Raw genomic sequence first — 16,550 nt, forward strand, 5'->3', positions numbered from 1 at the left:
ATCGAAAAGTTACCCGCCGGACAGCACCCGGAGCAGGTCCTCGGCCGTGCGGCAGCGGTCCAGCAGCTCCGGCAGGTGCCCGTCCGAGGCCAGCGCCGCGGCCTGCCGCTCGGCCGGCACCTCGCCGTAGGTGGTGGTGCGCTGGCGGTGCGGGCGGCCCACCGCGTCGGCGATCGCCTGGAGGTCGCGCACCGACTTGTAACTCCCGTACGCCGAACCGGCCATCCGCGAGATGGTCTCCTCCATCAGCGTGCCGCCGAGGTCGTTGGCGCCCGAGCGGAGCATCTCGGCCGCGCCCTCGGCGCCCAGCTTGACCCAGCTGGTCTGGATGTTGGGGATGTGCGGGTGCAGCAGCAGCCGGGCCATCGCGACCACCGCGCGGTTGTCCCGGGCGGTCGGGCCGGGCCGGGCGATGCCGGCCAGGTAGACCGGGGCGTTGGTGTGGATGAACGGCAGGGTGACGAACTCGGTGAAGCCGCCCGTCCGTTGCTGGATCTCCGCGAGCAGCCGCAGGTGGCCGAGCCAGTGCTTCGGGGTGTCCACGTGCCCGTACATCATCGTGGACGAGGAGCGGATGCCCAGCTCGTGCGCGGTGGTGACGACCTCGACCCAGGTGGCGGCCGGCAGCTTGCCCTTGGTGAGCACCCAGCGGACCTCGTCGTCCAGGATCTCGGCGGCGGTGCCCGGGATGGTGTCCAGGCCCGACTCCTTGGCCCGCTGCAGCCAGTCCCGGATCGACAGCCCGGTCCTGGTCGCCCCGTTGACCACCTCCATCGGCGAGAAGGCGTGCACGTGGATGCCGGGCACCCGCTCCTTCACCGCGCGGGCGATGTCGAAGTAGGCGGCGCCGGGCAGGTCCGGGTGGATGCCGCCCTGCATGCAGACCTCGGTGGCGCCCACCTCCCAGGCCTGCGCGGCCCGGTCGGCGACCTGCTCCAGGGAGAGGGTGTAGGCGTCCGCGTCGGTGCGGCGCTGGGCGAAGGCGCAGAAGCGGCAGCCGGTGTAGCAGACGTTGGTGAAGTTGATGTTCCGGGTGACGCAGTAGGTGACGTCGTCCCCTACCGCGTCCCGGCGGACGTCGTCGGCGATCCGGCAGAGCGCGTCCAGGGCCGGGCCGTCCGCGTGGAACAGCGCCAGCGCCTGGTCGTCGGTCAGCCGCACCGGGTCGTCGGCGGCCACCGCCAGGGCCTCCCGGAGGTCCCCGGCGAGCCGCTCGGGGGCGCCCTTCGCGAGCACCTGCTCGCGCAGCACCTCCCAGTCGCCGTACACGTCCTCGAAGTCGGCCCGGCGGTCGCCGGTGCGGCCCTCGGTGTCGATCGCGGTGTGCAGGTCGGTGCGCCCGTACGACTCCGGCAGGTCCTCGGGCTCCTGCCAGGGCAGGCCGCGGACCACCGCGTCCGGGTCCGCCAGGCCGGTGGCCGGGTCGGCCAGGGCGCGGACGTGCGGCAGCACCCGCGGGTCCAGCCAGGGCTCGCCGCGGCGCACGTACTCGGGGTAGACGGCGAGGCGCTCGCGCAGGGCGAAGCCGGCCGCGGCGGAGCGCTCGGCCAGCCGCTCGATCTGCGGCCAGGGGCGCTCGGGGTTGACGTGGTCCGGGGTGAGCGGGGAGACCCCGCCCCAGTCGTCGATGCCGGCCGCGATCAGCCGCTCGTACTCGCCGTCCACCAGGTTCGGCGGGGCCTGGAGGCAGGCGGCCGGGCCCATCAGGTGCCGGGCCACCGCCACCGTGGCGACCAGCTCGTCCAGTTCGGCGTCCGGCATGCCGCGCATCGCGGTGTCCGGCTTGGCCCGGAAGTTCTGCAGGATCAGCTCCTGGACGCCGTGGTAGGCGCGGGACACCTTGCGCAGCGCGAACAGCGACTCGGCGCGCTCCTGGTAGGTCTCGCCGATGCCGATCAGCAGGCCGCTGGTGAACGGGACGGAGCTGCGGCCCGCGTCCTCCAACACCCGCAGCCGGACGGCCGGTTCCTTGTCCGGCGAACCGTGGTGCGGGCCGCCGGGCTCGCTCCACAGCCGGGTGGCGGTGGTCTCCAGCATCATGCCCATCGAGGCGGAGACCGGCTTGAGGCGCTGGAAGTCCGTCCAGCTCAGCACCCCGGGGTTGAGGTGCGGCAGCAGGCCGGTCTCCTCCAGGATGCGGATCGACATGGCGCGCACGTAGGCGATGGTGTCGTCGTAGCCGTGCGCGTCCAGCCACTCGCGGGCCTCGGGCCAGCGGTCCTCGGGCTTGTCGCCGAGCGTGATCAGGGCTTCCTTGCAGCCGAGTTCGGCGCCCCGGCGGGCCACCTCCAGCACCTCGTCCGGGGACATGTACATCCCGTGGCCCTCCCGGCGCAGCTTGCCGGGGACGGTGGCGAAGGTGCAGTAGTGGCACTTGTCGCGGCAGAGCCGGGTGAGCGGGATGAAGACGCTCTTGGAGTAGGTGATGACGCCGGGCCGGCCGGCCGCTTCGAGGCCCGCGTCCCGGACCCGCGCGGCGCTCGCACAGAGGTCCAGCAGGTCCTCGCCTCTGGCCTGGAGCAGCACCGCTGCTTCGGTCACGTCGAGGGCGACGCCGTCCCGGGCGCGGCGCAGGGCGCGGCGCATCGCGTTCGCGGTCGGCGGGGTGCTGGAGTCCGTGGCGGTTCCGTCCATGGCGCGACCCTACGCCAGGGGTGGCACCCGGGGAGGGGCCAACCCTGAGTCCGTCTCAGGGTCGGTGTACCCATGAAGGTCACCCCGATCTGCCCCCACAGGGCGATGACGGCGGCGGCGCGGCGGCCTGTAATGGGAGTGCAAGGCCAATCACAGGTGTACGCGGAGGAGTTGAGGACGCCATGACCAACGAGAAGGCGGCGGGGGACGATCTGGACGGCGGCGTGCCGTACCGCTCCCGACGGCGCGTCCTGATGCGCGCCGGGGTGCCGGTGGCGGTGGTCGCCGCGATCGCCGCGGGGGTGGGGCTGGTCCCGGCGCTGGCCGCCGACGGCGCGCCCGACCTGCCGTCGGTGAGCGCGGAGCAGCTGGTCGCCAAGGTGCTCGGCTCCGAGGCGCAGTCGCTGTCCGGGACGGTCTCGATCAGCACCGACCTCGGTCTGCCCGGCCAGCTGCTGGGCACGGCCGGCGGCCTCGGCGCGGCGGCCGGCGGCCACGGCGGCGACGCCCGGGCCTCCGCCGCGGACCCGCAGTCCAAGCTGCTCGGCCTGCTCGGCGGGGACGGGACGCTGCGGGTCGCGGTGGACGGCCCGGACCGCCAGCGGCTGGACGTGCTGGAGAACATGGCCGGCTACACGCTGGTCCGCAACGGCGACCAGGCCTGGGCCTGGGACAGCTCGACCAACAGCGCGGTGCACCTGATCGGAGCGGCCGGCCAGCTGGCCAAGAAGCACGCCGACCAGCACCCCGGTGCGTTGCTGTCCGAGCTGCCGACCACCCCGCAGGAGGCCGCCCGGCAGTTCCTGGCCGGGAGCGCCGGCACCACCTCGGTGACCGTCGCCGGGACGGCCAAGGTGGCCGGGCAGAACGCCTACCAGCTGAGCGTGAAGCCCACCCAGTCCGGCTCCACCCTCGCCGAGGTCCGGATCGCGGTGGCCGCCGACAACGGGGTGCCGCTGTCGGTGGCGGTGAAGTCCGTGGACGGCAGCACCGTGCTGAACGTCCGCTTCACCCAGGTGTCGTTCGCCGCGCCGGCCGAGAAGACCTTCGAGTTCACCGCCCCCAAGGGCGCCAAGGTGACGGAGCGGAAGGCGCAGGACGCGGCCGGGGACGCGGCCGAGGGCGCGCCGGGCGAGGCCCGGGGGCACCAGGGCACCGAGCTGCCCGAGGGCCTGGACGTGATCGGCGAGGGCTGGACGACGGTCGTCTCCACCCGGCTGCCCAGCGGCCCGGTCGAGGCGCCGAAGGGCGACGGGAAGCACGGCGGCCACGGCTCGGTGAATCCGCAGGGACTGGTGAAGTCGCTCGGCAAGCCGGTCGCCGGCGGCACCCTGGTGAGCACCAAGGTGCTCAACGTGCTGCTCACCGACGACGGCCGGGTCCTGGCCGGCGCGGTGACCCTGCCGGTGCTCCAGCACGCCGCCGGGGTGAACTGACGGATGACCGAGGCTCCCGTAACGGGGGACGTTACGGAGTCGGCCGGGGGTCCGGGCGCCGCACCGCGCCCGGCCCCCGTGCCCGTTCCATCCGCTTCCCCCGCCTCCCTGCGTCCGTCCGACGCGGCCGCCACCCTGCTTTCCTCCGACGCGGCCGCCACCGGATCCGGCTACGGCTCCGACGACGTGATCCGGACCCGCGGCCTGACCAAGCGCTTCCGCGGCGGCCAGCTCGCCGTGGACGGCCTGGACCTGGCCGTGCCGCGCGGCTCCGTCTTCGGCTTCCTGGGCCCCAACGGCTCCGGCAAGACCACCACGATCCGGATGCTGATGGGCCTGATCGCCCCCACCTCGGGCACGGCCACCGTCCTCGGCGAGTCGATGCCGCAGTCCGTCGCCACCGTGCTGCCCCGGGTGGGCGCGCTGATCGAGGGCCCGGCCCTGTACGGCTTCCTCTCCGGACGGGACAACCTGGAGCGGTTCGACGCCGCCGACCCGACCGCCGACCCGCGCACCCGCCGGCCGCGGGTGGAGGCGGCGCTGGAGCGGGTCGGCCTGAGCGCCGCGGCGGGCAAGAAGGCCCGCGCGTACTCGCTCGGCATGAAGCAGCGGCTGGGCCTGGCCTCCGCGCTGCTGCGGCCGCGCGAGCTGCTGGTGCTGGACGAACCGACCAACGGGCTGGACCCGCAGGGCATGCGGGAGATCCGGACGCTGGTCCGGGAGGTCGCGGCGGAGGGCACCACGGTGTTCCTCTCCTCGCACCTGCTGGACGAGATCGAGCAGGTCTGCACCCACGCCGCGGTGATGTCCCGCGGCCGGCTGGTGGTGCAGGGCACCGTCGCCGAGCTGGCCGCCCGGGCGCAGGGCCGGCTGGTGGTCCGCACCCCGGACGTGGCGCGGGCCGCGGAGGTGCTGGCGGCGCACCGGGTCACCGCCCTGGTGCCCGGCGAGGGCCGGGTGGACGGCGAGCCGGGCGTCCTGGACGAGGAGGCGCTGCCCAGGCTGTGCGCGGCGCTGGTCGCGGCCGGGGTGCGGGTGCACGGGTTCGGGCTGGAGCGGGGCACGTTGGAGGACGCCTTCGTGGCGCTGACCGGGGAGGGCTTCGATGTCGCGGGCTGAGGCGGTCGCGCGGGCCGGGGAGCTCGCGCCGGGGACGGGCCGGCGGCCGGGAGCGGGTCGGCAACCGGCGGGCCGGCGGCCGCGGACGGCGGCCGGGTTCCTGGCGCTGTTCCGCAGCGAGCTGCACCTGACCTTCCGCCGGATGCGCACCAAGGTGCTGCTGGCCATCCTGGCGGTGCTGCCGATCCTGATCGGGGTGGTGATCAAGCTCAACACGGACAGTCCGCACGAGGGCGGCGGCGGTCCGAGCTTCATCGCGCAGACCACCCAGAACGGGCTCTTCCTGGTCTTCACCGCACTCGCGGTGGCGCTGCCGGTCTTCCTGCCGATGACGGTCGGCGTGGTCGCCGGGGACGCGGTGGCGGGCGAGGCGGCCGCCGGGACGCTGCGCTACCTGCTGGTCGCCCCGGCCGGGCGGACCAGGCTGCTGGCCGCCAAGTTCACCGCCGGCCTGGTGTTCTGCCTGGCCGCCACGGCGGCGGTCGCGGTGACGGCGCTGGCGGCGGGCGCCGCGCTCTTCCCGCTCGGCCAGGTCACCCTGATCTCCGGGGACACCATCGGCCTCGGCGACGCGCTGCTGCGCGCCCTGCTGGTGGCCGTGGTGGTGGCCGCCTCCCTGGCCGGGCTGGTGGCGATCGGGCTGTTCGTCTCCACCCTCACGGGCAGCGGCATCGCGGCGATGGCCGCCACCGTCGGGCTGGTGATCACCGTCCAGATCCTGGACGCCTTCCCGCAGCTGGACGCCGTCAGCCCGTTCCTGTTCTCCCACTACTGGCTGAGCTTCGCGGACCTGCTGCGGGCGCCGATGTACTGGGACGGCGTGCTGAAGGACCTCGGCCTCCAGGCCGCCTACGTCGCCGTGTTCGGCTCGGCCGCCTGGTCCCGCTTCACCAGCCGGGACATCAGCGCGTGACGGTCTCCCGCGCGCTCTCCCGAGCGACCGCGGGCTGCGGCGCCACCGCCGCGGCCCGCACCGCGCGGTCGGCCCGCACCTGGCGCAGCGCGTCCCAGGTGAGCAGCGCGAGCGCGGCCCAGACCAGGCCGAAGCCGGCCCAGCGGGCGGGCGGCATGGACTCGTGGAAGACCGCGACGCCGATCAGGAACTGGAACACCGGCGCCAGGTACTGCAGCAGCCCGAGCACGGTCAGCGGCACCCGGACGGCGGCCGCGCCGAAGAACAGCAGCGGGATCGCGGTGATCACCCCGCTGAGCATCAGCAGCCCGGAGTGCCCCAGGCCGTACGAGCCGGCCACCGTGTGCCCGAAGGTGCCGCGCCCGGAGACCTCCAGGTAGACCAGGTAGCCGAGGGCGAACGGGAACATGAAGGCGCTCTCGGCCGCCAGGCTCTCCAGCCCGCTCAGCCCGACCTGCTTCTTCAGCAGGCCGTAGGCGGCGAAGGAGAGCGCCAGGGTGAGCGCGATCCAGGGCAGCCGCCCGTACGCGACGGTCAGCACCGCGACGGCGGCGGCGCCGATGCCCACCGCCGTCCACTGCGCTCTGCGCAGCCGCTCCTTGAGCACCAGCACGCCGAAGCCGATGGTGACCAGCGGGTTGATGAAGTAGCCGAGGCTGGTCTCGACGACGTGGCCGGCGTTGACGGCCCAGATGTAGACGCCCCAGTTGACCGAGATCACGGTGGCCGCGCCGGCCAGCATGGCGAGCCGGCGGGGCTGGCGCAGCAGCGGGCGTATCCAGCCCCAGTGCCGCTGGGCGACCAGCAGCAGGACGACCGCGACCAGGGACCAGACCATCCGGTTGGCCAGGATGTCGTCGGCGGCGCCCGGTTCGAGCAGCGGCCAGAACAGCGGGAAGAGGCCCCAGATCCCGTACGCGGCGACGCCGTACCAGAGGCCCCGGCCGTTGTCCTGCTGGTCTGTGTCCGCCATGGCCGAGTGCCCTCCCGCGCGCGTGTGTCGAGGCGACGGTAGCGGGCGGGAGGGCAGCCTGTCATCTCCGTTTCCGGATTTTGGTCATGACAGTGTCCGCAGGCCGGACCGCTCCGCTGGTCCGGGCGGTCCGGCCTGCGGCGTTTCAGGCCTTCAGGGCCTCGCGGACGGACTCGGCCAGCGGGACGGTCGGACGGCCGATCAGCCGGGCCAGGTCGCCCGGGGTGCCGGCCAGCTCGCCGCGCGCGATGCCCGCGTCCACGTCCACCAGGACCTCGGCGAAGCCCTGCGGCAGCCCGGCGCCGACCAGGGCGTCCAGGTGCTCGGCCGGGGTGACGTCCCGGTGCTCGACCGGCTTGCCGGAGGCCTCCGCCAGCTCGGCGGCCAGCTCGGGCAGGCTCCAGGCGGCGTCGCCGCTCAGCTCGTACACCTGGCCCTCGTGGCCCTCGCCGAGCAGGACGGCGACCGCCGCGGCCGCGTAGTCCCGGCGCGGGGCGGTGGCGATCCGGCCCTCGCCGGCGCTGCCGAGCACCACGCCGCGGGCCACCGTGCCGGCCGCGTCGCCCAGGTAGTTCTCGGTGTACCAGCCGTTGCGCAGGAACGCGTACGGCAGACCGGAGGCGAGGATCAGCTCCTCGGTCGCCTTGTGCTCGTCGGCCAGCCGGAAGGTGGCCGCGCCGGGCGCGCTGGTGTAGGCGAGCAGCGCGACCCCGGCGGCCTTGGCGGCCTCCACCACGGCCCGGTGCTGCGGGATCCGGCGGCCGACCTCGCTGCCCGAGATCAGCAGCACCCGGTCGCCCTCGGCGAAGGCGCCGGCCAGGGTCTGCGGGTCGTCGTAGTCGACCACCCGCACGGCCACGCCGCGCGCGGCCAGGTCGGCGGCCTTCTCGGCGGAGCGGACGGCGACGGCCACCTCGCTCGCGGGGACCTGGGCCAGCAGGCCCTCGACGACGAGACGGCCGAGCTGGCCGGTGGCACCGGTGACGACGTACATGGCGGGCTCCTCAGGGGTTGCTCAGGGGTTCTGGCCTCGGAACTCACCCTAGGGGTGGCACTAACCTTTCGAAAGTACGCACTTCAAAGTAGGGTACTGACATGAAGGTAAGTGCGCTGCAGGCCGGCACCCTGCCCCCGCCCGACGTCTTCGACCGGATGTGTCCGTCCCGGGGCGTGCTGGAGCACGTCACCAGCCGCTGGGGCGTGCTGGTGCTGGGCGCGCTGGACGAGCGCGGCTACCGGTTCAGCGAGCTGCGCCGCAAGGTCTCCGGGGTCAGCGAGAAGATGCTCGCCCAGACCCTCCAGACGCTGGAGCGGGACGGCTTCGTGCTGCGCGAGGCGCACCCGGTGATCCCGCCGCGGGTCGACTACAGCCTCACCCCGCTGGGGCGGGAGGCGGCGGCGCTGGTCGCGGCGCTGGCGCACTGGTCGGAGCGGCGGGTGCCGGAGGTCGAGTCGGCGCGCCGGGAGTACGACGGGCGGGCCGTCGCGGCGCGCTGAGGGGCGGCCGGCCGAGCGGACTACCGCAGGGTCTACCGGCCCGCGATGAGGGCGTCGAGCCCGTCCAGGACGCGGGCCAGGCCGAAGGCGTAGGCGTGGTCCGGGCCGTACGCGCCGCCGTGCGCCTCGCCGGCCGCGGCGCCGACCCGGGCGGCGACCGGGTAGCGCTCGGGGTCGAAGACCCGGGCGAGCAGCTCGGCGTTGGCCGTCCACCACTGCGCGTCGGTCATCGCGCTGTCCTGCCGGGCGGCGCGCTCGTCGGCGGCCATCCGGGCGCAGGTCTGGACGAAGCCCAGCAGGTGGGTCAGCGCGGCGTCCAGGTCGACGTCGGACAGGCCGGTGCCCTCGAAGGCGCGCAGCTCGTACTCGTACTTGGCCATCAGCCCGGGCCCGAGCGGCGGGCGGCTGGTGGAGACGGCGGCGACCCACGGGTGGGCGCGGTGCAGCGCGCGGTTGTCGTCGGCGACGGCGGTGACCCGGGCGCGCCAGCCCTGGTCGGCGGGGGTGCTGCGGGGCATCGTGGCGTAGACGGTGTCCAGCATCAGGTCGAGCAGCTCGGCCTTGCCGGGCACGTAGGTGTAGAGCGCCATCGGGGAGAGCCCCAGCTCCTGGGCCACCCGGCGCATGGTGACGGCGTCCACGCCCTCCGCGTCGGCGAGGGCGATCGCGGCGGCGGCGATCTCACCGGTCGAGCGCGCCTGCCGGGGGCCGCGCCGGCCGGGCTTCTCCTCGGCGGTGAGGCCCCAGAGCAGGGCGAGGGTGCGTGCCGGGTCTCCTGCGCTGCTGCGGTCGGTGGCCATGGGGCCATCGTTTCACGCACCGGCGGGGGGCCTGACGGTGCGGGCGGGGGCCTGACGGTGCGGGCGGGGTCTGACGGTGCGGGCTGGGGTGACGGTGCGGGCGGCTACCGTCTCCCCATGACCAGCCCGACCGAGCTCCCCGAACCGACCGGCCCCGCCCTGTCCGGCTCCGCGCCGGCCGGCCGCACGCTGGCCCGCCCCGCGCCGACCGGTCCCGCACCGACCGGTCCCGCACCGACCGGTCCCGCGCCGGCCGGTCCCGAACCGCTTCCCGGGACGGACACCGCGCAGACCCTCCGCCCGCGGGTGACCTGCCGCCGCTGCCACCGGCCGCTGCACGACCCCGAGTCGCGGATGCTGCGGCTGGGGCCGGAGTGCCGGGACCCGTCGGAGCGGGTCGCCCGGTTCGACGTCGACCAGGAGCCGCTGCCGGGGGTGGGGTGACGGCCGGCCGGCCTCAGCGGCCCCTGCCGAAGAGGCGGCGCAGGCGGCCGGGGCGGGGCCCCTCCTCTGCCGGGCCCGGCCGTTCCGCCACCGCTGGTCCGGCCTCCGCCCCCGCGTCGGCGGCGTCCTCCCGGGCCGTCAGGTGCCGGGCGAGCGCGCGGTCCTGCTCCGACATCCAGGGCGCGGCGAGCACCAGCGCGGACAGCGAGCGCAGGATCGTCACCACCCGGGTGCGGCGGGCCCGGGCGCCGTGGTGCAGCCGCTGCTGGAGCAGGGCGGCGACGTCGGCCCGGGTCCGCGGCTGCGTCCAGCCGATCGCGACCAGTGCGAAGCCGGCCGCCTCGACCACCCAGTCCTCCGGCCCGAGCAGCAGGTCGCGCAGCACCCGGCGGCGCTCGGAGCCCTCCCAGGGCTGGTCGGTGCGGTGGTGGGCGATGCCGAGGCAGGCGAAGACCTGGACGGCCCGCACCCAGAGTTCGGGCTGGTGGGCGAGCAGGGCGCGGCCGAGCGCGTCCTCGCGCGGCGCCGGCGGGTGGACCAGGACGGCGAGCAGGTCCTCCAGCGGCAGGCCGGCCAGCCGCACGGCGTGGTCGTAGGCGGCGGGGACGCTCGGCCAGAAGATCTCGGCGGTGGCGCGGACGAGTTCGGCGCTGCGCGGCGCGGGCGGGCCGACGGCCGGGCGCGGGTCGGTGCCGTCCCAGGCCCAGATCCGGGTGGTGGGCTCGGTCAGCGGCAGCCGGGGGTCGGGCTCGCCGACGGCCTGGTAGCCGACGGTGGCGCGCGGCAGCGCGAGCCGGACGGCCAGCACCGAGCTGGGCGGCTCCAGGGTGGAGGCGGTGCAGTCGATCTCGGCGTCGCGGGAGCCGTCGCGGGAGCCGTCACGGGAGCCGTCGGGGGCGGCGTCGGAGGCGGCGTCGTGGGCTGCGAGCACCTGGTGCAGCACGTTCACGGTGGCCTCGGTGGCGCCGGGGACCAGGCCGAGCCAGGGCTGCCGGTGGCTCAGCCGCTCCAGCAGCTCCCGGGCGTACGCGTGCTCGGGGTGGTCGCGGTGGTGGTCGGCCAGACCGAGCAGGTGCGCCGGGTCGCCGTCGAGGGCGTGGCGCAACCCGTACCGGGCCGGGCCGGCCTTGGGGTGGTCGGGATCGGCGGCGAGCACCCGGTCCAGCCAGGGCAGGCCTTCGGCGGGGCGGCCGAGCGCGCCGTACAACTCGGCGACGTCCACGGCGAGGTAGCTGCTGGAGTCGTCGCCGTCCGGTGCGGCCCGGGCCAGCTCGGCCTCCCAGACGGCGAGCGCCCGCTCCGGCCGGCCGGCCGACCGCAGGGCGTTGCCGAGCATCACGGCCGACAGGTAGCCGGGGGCCGACCGGTGGGCCCGTTCGGCGAGTTCGACGGCGCGGGCGGTGTCGCCGAGCCGGCGGGTCAGGCCGGAGGCCATCGCCAGCAGCGGCACGTGGTCGGCGTGGCGGGCCAGCACCGCCTGCACGAAGTCGTGGAACGGCCGTACGGCGTCCGCCGGTTCGGCCGGGAGCGGGTCGGACAGGCCGCCGGTCGCCTGGGCCACCGCCCGGGCGACGGCGTCCGGGTCGACCAGGCCGGGCAGGTCCTCGCGGGCGAGCCAGGCGGTGTGCGCCCAGGGGCGGGCCGGCTCGCACTGGATGGCGGAGGCGAGCAGGCCGACGGCGGCGTCCCAGCCACCGGCGGCCGCCTCGACGTGGGCCCGGCAGACCACCGCGCCGACGTACACCCGGCCGTCCAGCGGGAACAGCTCGCGGGCCGCCGCCGGGCCGCCTGCCGCCGCGCACAACTCGGCCAGCGCCTCGTGCAGTTCGGGCAGCTGGGGATCGGCGGCCATCGCGTCGCCGAGGTGCTCGGCGGCGTGCGTCAGGTCGCCCGAGGCGATCGCCAGCCGGGCGACCGCGACCTCGCCCTCGGCCGCCAGGCGCTCGCCGCCGCCGTCATCGGTGTGACCGCTCATCCGTCCTGCTCCCCCGGTGTCCTCGCGCCGCCCGTTCCCGCCGCGCACGAGGCTAGCCGGTGGGACCGACAGGCCCGGCGATCACCCGCGGCGGCCGTCCAACCCCTGGATCGGATACAACCCGTACGGGTGGTTTAGACCTCCGAGGGGTGCCCTCGACAGCTGGCCCGCACCACGATGGCCGAGCTGCTTCGCGAGCGAAGTGCCCATCCTGCCAACGGAATCGAGGACATCGATGAAGCTCTCGCGCACCCTGTCGCTGGCGGCCTCCGCCGCCGTCCTGAGCACCCTCGCCGTCGCCGGCCAGACCGCCCCGGCCTCCGCCGCCGGGTCCTTCGTGGTCAGCGAGTCCCAGTTCAACCAGATGTTCCCGAGCCGGAACGGCTTCTACACCTACAGGGGCCTGGTCGACGCCCTGAGCGCCTACCCGAAGTTCGCCACCTCCGGCGACGACGCCACCCGCCGGCGCGAGGCGGCGGCCTTCCTCGCCAACGTCAGCCACGAGACCGGCGGCCTGCGCTACGTGGTCGAGCAGAACACCGCCAACTACCCGCACTACTGCGACACTTCGCAGCCGTACGGCTGTCCGGCCGGGAAGGCCGCGTACTACGGGCGCGGGCCGCTCCAGCTGAGCTGGAACTTCAACTACAAGGCGGCCGGCGACGCCCTGCACATCGACCTGCTGCACGACCCGTCCAAGGTGGAGAAGGACCCGGCGGTCTCCTGGAAGACGGCCCTCTGGTTCTGGAACAGCCAGACCGGCGCCGGGCGGATGACCTCGCACGACGCCATCGTCAACAACAAGGGCTTCGGCGAGACCATCCGCAGCATCAACGGCGCGCTGGAGTGCGACGGGAAGAACCCCGGCCAGCGCGACGACCGGATCAACCTGTTCAAGAAGTTCGTCGGCGTCCTGGGCACCACCGTCGGCGGCGGCAGCATCTCCTGCTGACCGGCCCTCGGCGGGGAGCGGGACGTCGGCCGGGCCGACGTCCCGCTCCCTGCCGGTGCCGGCTGCTCCACTGGCGCCCTGACGTCGAACGAGGGGACGGCCGCGATGGGTGTGCTGACCGACCACTTCCGGCTACTTCCGGGCGCCCGACACGGCGGCGGTCGTCCGGGCGCTGGAGCTGCGGGAGGGCGGGCCGCCGCTCGACGGCGACGGCTCCTCCGCCGAGGCCTTCGACGGGGTCCAGGCCAAGGGCGTCGATCCGGACATCCTGCTCGGCCGGTTGGTGGCGGCCGTCCTCGGGGAGCCGTGGCGGGTCGGCCTGGTGGCGGGGACGGCGGTCCGGCCGACCACGCCCCGGCCGGGCCCGTCCGGCCCCGCGGACGAGGACGACCCGTGGGCGACCGGCCCGTGGGTCACCGAGCTGGCCGCCGCCGCCCGGGACGCGCTCGCCGGGGTGCCCGACGAGCGGGTGCCGGAGGCCGTCGCGCGGTGGGCCGGGGCCGAGGAGTGGCACGGCGCCGAACCGTCCGACCTGCTGCCGCTGGCCGAGGAGTTGATCGCCCTGGCCCGGCGGGCGCGGGCGGCCGGCGAGCAGCTGTACTGCTGGATCTGCCTGTAGCGGGGGCTCGCTCGCAGCGGGTTCAGCCGGCCACCGGGGCGGCGCCGGTCGCGGCGAGGGACAGCTCCCAGAGCCGGGCGGCCCCCTCCGGGTCGACGGCGTACGGGCGGACGCCGCCGTCGTCCATCGGGGTGTCCGGGCCGCGCACCCGGGCGACCTCGCAGTCCTCCAGGTAGAGGCCGCCGCGGCCGTCGAGCAGCGGGGAGGTGGCCGCCCACAGGCCGGTGGCGGCGCCCTGGGACGGGGTCCTGAAGCCCGCGCCGACCACCCGGCCCGCCGCGTCCACCCAGCCGCGGTCGACCTGCTCCTGCCGGGTCAGCTCCCGCTGCAGCCCGGTGATGATCTTCCCGGGGTGGAGCGCGAACGCCCGGACGCCGTCCGCCCGTCCGAGCGCGTCGAGGTGCACGGCGAACAGCGCGTTGGCGGTCTTGGACTGGCCGTACGCCAGCCACTTGTCGTAGCCGGTGCGGAAGTGCGGGTCGTGCCGGCGGATGCCGGTCAGGGCGTGCCCGGCGGAGCTGTTGACGACGACGCGCGCACCGTCGGGGGCGGCGGCCAGCAGCGGGTACAGCTCGCAGGCGAGCAGGAAGTGCCCGAGGTGGTTGGTGGCGAACTGCCCCTCCCAGCCCGGCCCGACGCGCCGCTCGGGGGTGGCCATCACGCCCGCGACGGCCAGCAGCAGGTCGAGCCGCTCGGTGGCCTCGCGGACCAGCCGGGCGGCGGCGCGGACGCTCGCGGGGTCGGCGAGGTCCATCGGGACGACCCGGGCGCCGGTTCCGGCCAGCACGGCGCGGGCGGCGTCCGGACGGCGGGCCGGGACGATCACGTCGGCCCCGGCGGCGGTCAGCGCCCGGGTGGTCGCCAGGCCGAGGCCGGAGGAGCCGCCGGTCACGACGGCCGTGCGGCCGGAGAGGTCGACGCCCGCCAGGACGTCCTCGGCGGTGGCGTCGGCGGAGAAGGGCGAGCCGATCGGCTGCTGGTGGGTGGTGGTCATGGCGACGACGGTAGGAAGTGGAGTGCGGTCTAGATCAAGCCCGGGAGCCGCGCTCCTATGCTCTGACGGCATGACGGAACTCAGCATCGGCGAGGTGGCCGAGCGCACCGGGCTCAGCGTGCACGCCCTGCGCTTCTACGAGCGCGAGGAGCTGCTGGTCGGCCCGGTGCGGCGCACGGCGGGCGGGCGCCGGCGGTACGCCGTGCTCGACGTGCGGTGGCTGGAGATCTGCGTGAAGCTGCGCGAGTCCGGCATGCCCCTCGCCGACCTCCGCCGCTTCGCCGCACTCGTACGGCAGGGGCCGGGCAACGAGGCCGAGCGGCTGCGGCTGCTGGACGCCCACCAGCGGCGCGTCGACGAGCGGATCCGGGAGCTGGAGGAGTGCCGCTCGCTGATCGCCTGGAAGGCCGCCGTCTACGCCGACCACCTGGCGCGCGGCGAGGCCGCCGGGCTCTGGGACCCGACGGCGGACGCGTCGGCGGACTCCTCGGCGGGCCCGTCGGCCGACTCGCCGGCCGCCCCCGCTCAGTCCTCCTCGGCGTCGTAGGGCGGGATCGTCCAGCGCAGGACCGTTCCGCCCGCCGCGTCGGCTTCGAGGGTGACCGGGAAGGCCTGGCCCCAGTCCCGGCCCCCGTGGTGCCGGACGGAGTGGTCGCCCTGGCACCAGTCGATCCCGAGCACCGGGCAGCCGCCGACCTCGATCGCGCCCACGCGCAGCGGGTGGTGCACGCCCGCCCGGCGGAAGGTGAAGTAGTCGACGTGCGGCTCCACCGAGGTGGCCACGCCCCGGCCGGACCGACGGCCCCGCCAGGCGCTGATCTCCGCCTCCAGCGCGAGCGCCTCCGCCACCGGCAGGTCGAGCCAACCGTACGGCCCCTCGACGCCGCCGGGCTGGGGGATCCGCTCACCGCCGAACCGCGCGTGCGCGTCCTCCGCGTACCGGCCCCAGTAGGAGAGGTCCGCGAGCCCGTCGGCCGGTTCGTCCTCCAGCCCCGTCCACGCGTCCAGCCCGACGGCGTCGCCGACCGCCATGCCGCCCCGGTCCACCGGCAGGTCCCCGAGCAGCACCGGGCTGTCCACCCCCTCGGGCCAGGGCAGGCCGAGTTCGACCTCCAGCGTCGCGACGGTCGGCTCCTCGTCGAACGCGGACGGCTCGGTGGTGGCCCGCACCGCCAGCGGCCGGTCGGCGGCGGCCGGCACGGCGACCGCCTCGCACTCCCACTCCGCCTCCCGCAGGTGCCCGCCACCCGCCTTCGCCGCCGCCCCGGCCCGTACCGACAGCGGCTCGCCCAGCTCCCGCCACGCGTCCAGCCACGAGACCATGCCGAGCACCACCACCCCGGAGGGCGCGGTGACGAATCCCAGGTCGACGAAGGTTCCGGACATGCGCCGATGGTGTCAGGCCGCACCGACACCGCCCGGGCCGGGGCCGTTCGACGCAGGACGTCCGTCCGGGACCGTCCGGGCCGGGGCCATCCGGCGCAGGACGTCGGACCGGCCGACTTCCCACTCCTCGGTGGCCGGAAAAAATCGGTGGGCGGCCGGGGCCGACCCGGCTACGGTGACCACATCGGCGGCTCCGCGACGCGCTTCCTTCTCATTTCTCCCCTGACACCCGTAGCGCGCCCCCTCTCCGCCCCCTTCTCCTCTTTCCGCCTCCGTGGGGGGATCTCTCGGCATGCCCCGAGCCATCTCGGCTCCCTTCGACCCCGGCGTCGACCTCGATCTCGGTTCCTTCCTGCTCCGCCGGCGCGGCGCCGTCGCCGTGGCCCCCGGCGAGCTGCTGCCCTCCGCCGACCCGTGGAGCACCCGGGGGCTGGTGGCCCTCGATGCCGACCTGGTCCGGCGCGGCTACGTCCTGACCACCCACCTGCGCACCGCCCTGGCCCGGCTGGCCCCGGTCCGGCTCGCCGAGCTGGGCGACGGGCTGCTCGCCCGGATCGACCACCTGCTCGGCGCGGACCGCGAGCACCTCCCGCTGTTCCGCCGCTTCCCGGACGCCGTGCCCGACCACGCGCACGTCCTCTACACCCGGCAGATCAGGGCCTTCCTGCTGAACCAGCCCCGCCAGCCCTGCGCGCACTGCGGCCGGCGCGGCGCCGAGGCCGGCATCGGCGCGCTCGCGCCCTGCGCCCACCTGGTCGTCGGTGGGCACCGGGGCCACCGCGGCCACCGGGGCCGCGGCGCCCCCCGG

Annotated in this window: 15 protein-coding genes and 1 pseudogene; 9 read left to right on the forward strand and 7 right to left on the reverse strand. The window is 75.5% G+C overall.

Features of this window, described 5'->3' with window-relative positions:
• Positions 1 to 9 precede the first annotated feature (9 nt).
• Positions 10 to 2,634, reverse strand: a complete 2,625-nt coding sequence (locus ABZW03_RS21795; protein ID WP_355260632.1) for a bifunctional FO biosynthesis protein CofGH — start codon at positions 2,632 to 2,634, stop codon at positions 10 to 12.
• Between the two features lie 182 nt (positions 2,635 to 2,816).
• Between ABZW03_RS21795 and ABZW03_RS21800 the strand changes: the two genes are divergently transcribed.
• The 3 genes from ABZW03_RS21800 (at position 2,817) to ABZW03_RS21810 (ending at position 6,102) form a co-directional block, all read left to right on the forward strand.
• Entirely contained in the window at positions 2,817 to 4,070 is a 1,254-nt protein-coding gene (locus ABZW03_RS21800) for a DUF2092 domain-containing protein (RefSeq protein WP_355260635.1), read from the forward strand.
• A gap of 78 nt (positions 4,071 to 4,148) precedes the next feature.
• Positions 4,149 to 5,189, forward strand: coding sequence for an ABC transporter ATP-binding protein (locus ABZW03_RS21805; RefSeq protein WP_355260638.1), 1,041 nt, complete (start codon positions 4,149 to 4,151; stop codon positions 5,187 to 5,189).
• Positions 5,176 to 6,102, forward strand: coding sequence for an ABC transporter permease (locus tag ABZW03_RS21810; RefSeq protein ID WP_355260641.1), 927 nt, complete (start codon positions 5,176 to 5,178; stop codon positions 6,100 to 6,102). The genes ABZW03_RS21805 and ABZW03_RS21810 overlap by 14 nt, the downstream gene beginning before the upstream one ends.
• On the opposite strand, the gene rarD is transcribed toward ABZW03_RS21810, so the two are convergent.
• Both rarD and ABZW03_RS21820 read right to left on the reverse strand, forming a co-directional pair.
• Entirely contained in the window at positions 6,092 to 7,075 is a 984-nt protein-coding gene (gene rarD / locus ABZW03_RS21815; RefSeq protein ID WP_355260644.1) for an EamA family transporter RarD, read from the reverse strand. The two genes, ABZW03_RS21810 and rarD, sit on opposite strands and share 11 nt — an antisense overlap.
• A 145-nt stretch (positions 7,076 to 7,220) precedes the next feature.
• Positions 7,221 to 8,069 (reverse strand): SDR family oxidoreductase, encoded by an 849-nt coding sequence (locus ABZW03_RS21820; RefSeq protein WP_355260647.1) that lies wholly within the window; start codon positions 8,067 to 8,069, stop codon positions 7,221 to 7,223.
• A 101-nt stretch (positions 8,070 to 8,170) separates the two neighbouring features.
• On the opposite strand from ABZW03_RS21820, the gene ABZW03_RS21825 reads away from it, so the two are divergent.
• Positions 8,171 to 8,572, forward strand: a complete 402-nt coding sequence (locus tag ABZW03_RS21825; protein ID WP_355260650.1) for a helix-turn-helix domain-containing protein — start codon at positions 8,171 to 8,173, stop codon at positions 8,570 to 8,572.
• A 32-nt stretch (positions 8,573 to 8,604) separates the two neighbouring features.
• On the opposite strand, the gene ABZW03_RS21830 is transcribed toward ABZW03_RS21825, so the two are convergent.
• Positions 8,605 to 9,372, reverse strand: a complete 768-nt coding sequence (locus tag ABZW03_RS21830) for a TetR/AcrR family transcriptional regulator (RefSeq protein ID WP_355260653.1) — start codon at positions 9,370 to 9,372, stop codon at positions 8,605 to 8,607.
• A 117-nt stretch (positions 9,373 to 9,489) separates the two neighbouring features.
• Between ABZW03_RS21830 and ABZW03_RS21835 the strand changes: the two genes are divergently transcribed.
• A complete protein-coding gene (locus tag ABZW03_RS21835) occupies positions 9,490 to 9,816 on the forward strand; it encodes a DUF6011 domain-containing protein (RefSeq protein ID WP_355260656.1) in 327 nt (108 codons plus the stop codon).
• A 13-nt stretch (positions 9,817 to 9,829) separates the two neighbouring features.
• Here ABZW03_RS21835 and ABZW03_RS21840 read toward each other — a convergent pair whose 3' ends face one another.
• On the reverse strand, positions 9,830 to 11,791 hold the full coding sequence (locus ABZW03_RS21840) for a hypothetical protein (protein ID WP_355260659.1): 1,962 nt from the start codon (positions 11,789 to 11,791) through the stop codon (positions 9,830 to 9,832).
• 235 nt (positions 11,792 to 12,026) lie between these two features.
• Between ABZW03_RS21840 and ABZW03_RS21845 the strand changes: the two genes are divergently transcribed.
• Together ABZW03_RS21845 and ABZW03_RS21850 are read left to right on the forward strand one after the other, a co-directional pair.
• The gene (locus ABZW03_RS21845) at positions 12,027 to 12,743 is read left to right on the forward strand and encodes a chitinase (RefSeq protein WP_355260662.1); all 717 of its coding nucleotides are present in this window, start codon (positions 12,027 to 12,029) and stop codon (positions 12,741 to 12,743) included.
• Positions 12,744 to 13,023: 280 nt separating this feature from the next.
• Positions 13,024 to 13,362: a hypothetical protein gene (locus tag ABZW03_RS21850; RefSeq protein WP_355260665.1), complete on the forward strand. Its 339-nt coding sequence runs from the start codon at positions 13,024 to 13,026 to the stop codon at positions 13,360 to 13,362.
• A 22-nt stretch (positions 13,363 to 13,384) separates the two neighbouring features.
• Here ABZW03_RS21850 and ABZW03_RS21855 read toward each other — a convergent pair whose 3' ends face one another.
• The gene (locus tag ABZW03_RS21855; RefSeq protein WP_355260668.1) at positions 13,385 to 14,356 is read right to left on the reverse strand and encodes an oxidoreductase; all 972 of its coding nucleotides are present in this window, start codon (positions 14,354 to 14,356) and stop codon (positions 13,385 to 13,387) included.
• A gap of 70 nt (positions 14,357 to 14,426) precedes the next feature.
• Here ABZW03_RS21855 and ABZW03_RS21860 point away from each other — a divergent pair, with 70 nt between their 5' ends.
• Positions 14,427 to 14,903, forward strand: a complete 477-nt coding sequence (locus ABZW03_RS21860; protein ID WP_355260671.1) for a MerR family transcriptional regulator — start codon at positions 14,427 to 14,429, stop codon at positions 14,901 to 14,903.
• On the opposite strand, the gene ABZW03_RS21865 is transcribed toward ABZW03_RS21860, so the two are convergent.
• Positions 14,882 to 15,742 (reverse strand): hypothetical protein, encoded by an 861-nt coding sequence (locus ABZW03_RS21865; RefSeq protein WP_355260674.1) that lies wholly within the window; start codon positions 15,740 to 15,742, stop codon positions 14,882 to 14,884. The two genes, ABZW03_RS21860 and ABZW03_RS21865, sit on opposite strands and share 22 nt — an antisense overlap.
• Before the next feature lie 292 nt (positions 15,743 to 16,034).
• Between ABZW03_RS21865 and ABZW03_RS21870 the strand changes: the two are divergent.
• Positions 16,035 to 16,550, forward strand: a pseudogene (locus ABZW03_RS21870) (hypothetical protein); the annotation flags it as partial.

The sequence above is a fragment of the Kitasatospora sp. NPDC004799 genome (genome assembly GCF_040609095.1).
Taxonomy (GTDB): Bacteria; Actinomycetota; Actinomycetes; order Streptomycetales; family Streptomycetaceae; genus Kitasatospora.

What these genes read in the sequence shown, in the direction of transcription:
- ABZW03_RS21795 (WP_355260632.1), bottom strand. Translation starts at nt 2,634, where the DNA reads ATGGACGGAACCGCCACGGACTCCAGCACCCCGCCGACCGCGAACGCG.
- ABZW03_RS21800 (WP_355260635.1), top strand. Translation starts at nt 2,817, where the DNA reads ATGACCAACGAGAAGGCGGCGGGGGACGATCTGGACGGCGGCGTGCCG.
- ABZW03_RS21810 (WP_355260641.1), top strand. Translation starts at nt 5,176, where the DNA reads ATGTCGCGGGCTGAGGCGGTCGCGCGGGCCGGGGAGCTCGCGCCGGGG.
- rarD (WP_355260644.1), bottom strand. Translation starts at nt 7,075, where the DNA reads ATGGCGGACACAGACCAGCAGGACAACGGCCGGGGCCTCTGGTACGGC.
- ABZW03_RS21820 (WP_355260647.1), bottom strand. Translation starts at nt 8,069, where the DNA reads ATGTACGTCGTCACCGGTGCCACCGGCCAGCTCGGCCGTCTCGTCGTC.
- ABZW03_RS21825 (WP_355260650.1), top strand. Translation starts at nt 8,171, where the DNA reads ATGAAGGTAAGTGCGCTGCAGGCCGGCACCCTGCCCCCGCCCGACGTC.
- ABZW03_RS21830 (WP_355260653.1), bottom strand. Translation starts at nt 9,372, where the DNA reads ATGGCCACCGACCGCAGCAGCGCAGGAGACCCGGCACGCACCCTCGCC.
- ABZW03_RS21835 (WP_355260656.1), top strand. Translation starts at nt 9,490, where the DNA reads ATGACCAGCCCGACCGAGCTCCCCGAACCGACCGGCCCCGCCCTGTCC.
- ABZW03_RS21840 (WP_355260659.1), bottom strand. Translation starts at nt 11,791, where the DNA reads ATGAGCGGTCACACCGATGACGGCGGCGGCGAGCGCCTGGCGGCCGAG.
- ABZW03_RS21845 (WP_355260662.1), top strand. Translation starts at nt 12,027, where the DNA reads ATGAAGCTCTCGCGCACCCTGTCGCTGGCGGCCTCCGCCGCCGTCCTG.
- ABZW03_RS21855 (WP_355260668.1), bottom strand. Translation starts at nt 14,356, where the DNA reads ATGACCACCACCCACCAGCAGCCGATCGGCTCGCCCTTCTCCGCCGAC.
- ABZW03_RS21860 (WP_355260671.1), top strand. Translation starts at nt 14,427, where the DNA reads ATGACGGAACTCAGCATCGGCGAGGTGGCCGAGCGCACCGGGCTCAGC.
- ABZW03_RS21865 (WP_355260674.1), bottom strand. Translation starts at nt 15,742, where the DNA reads ATGTCCGGAACCTTCGTCGACCTGGGATTCGTCACCGCGCCCTCCGGG.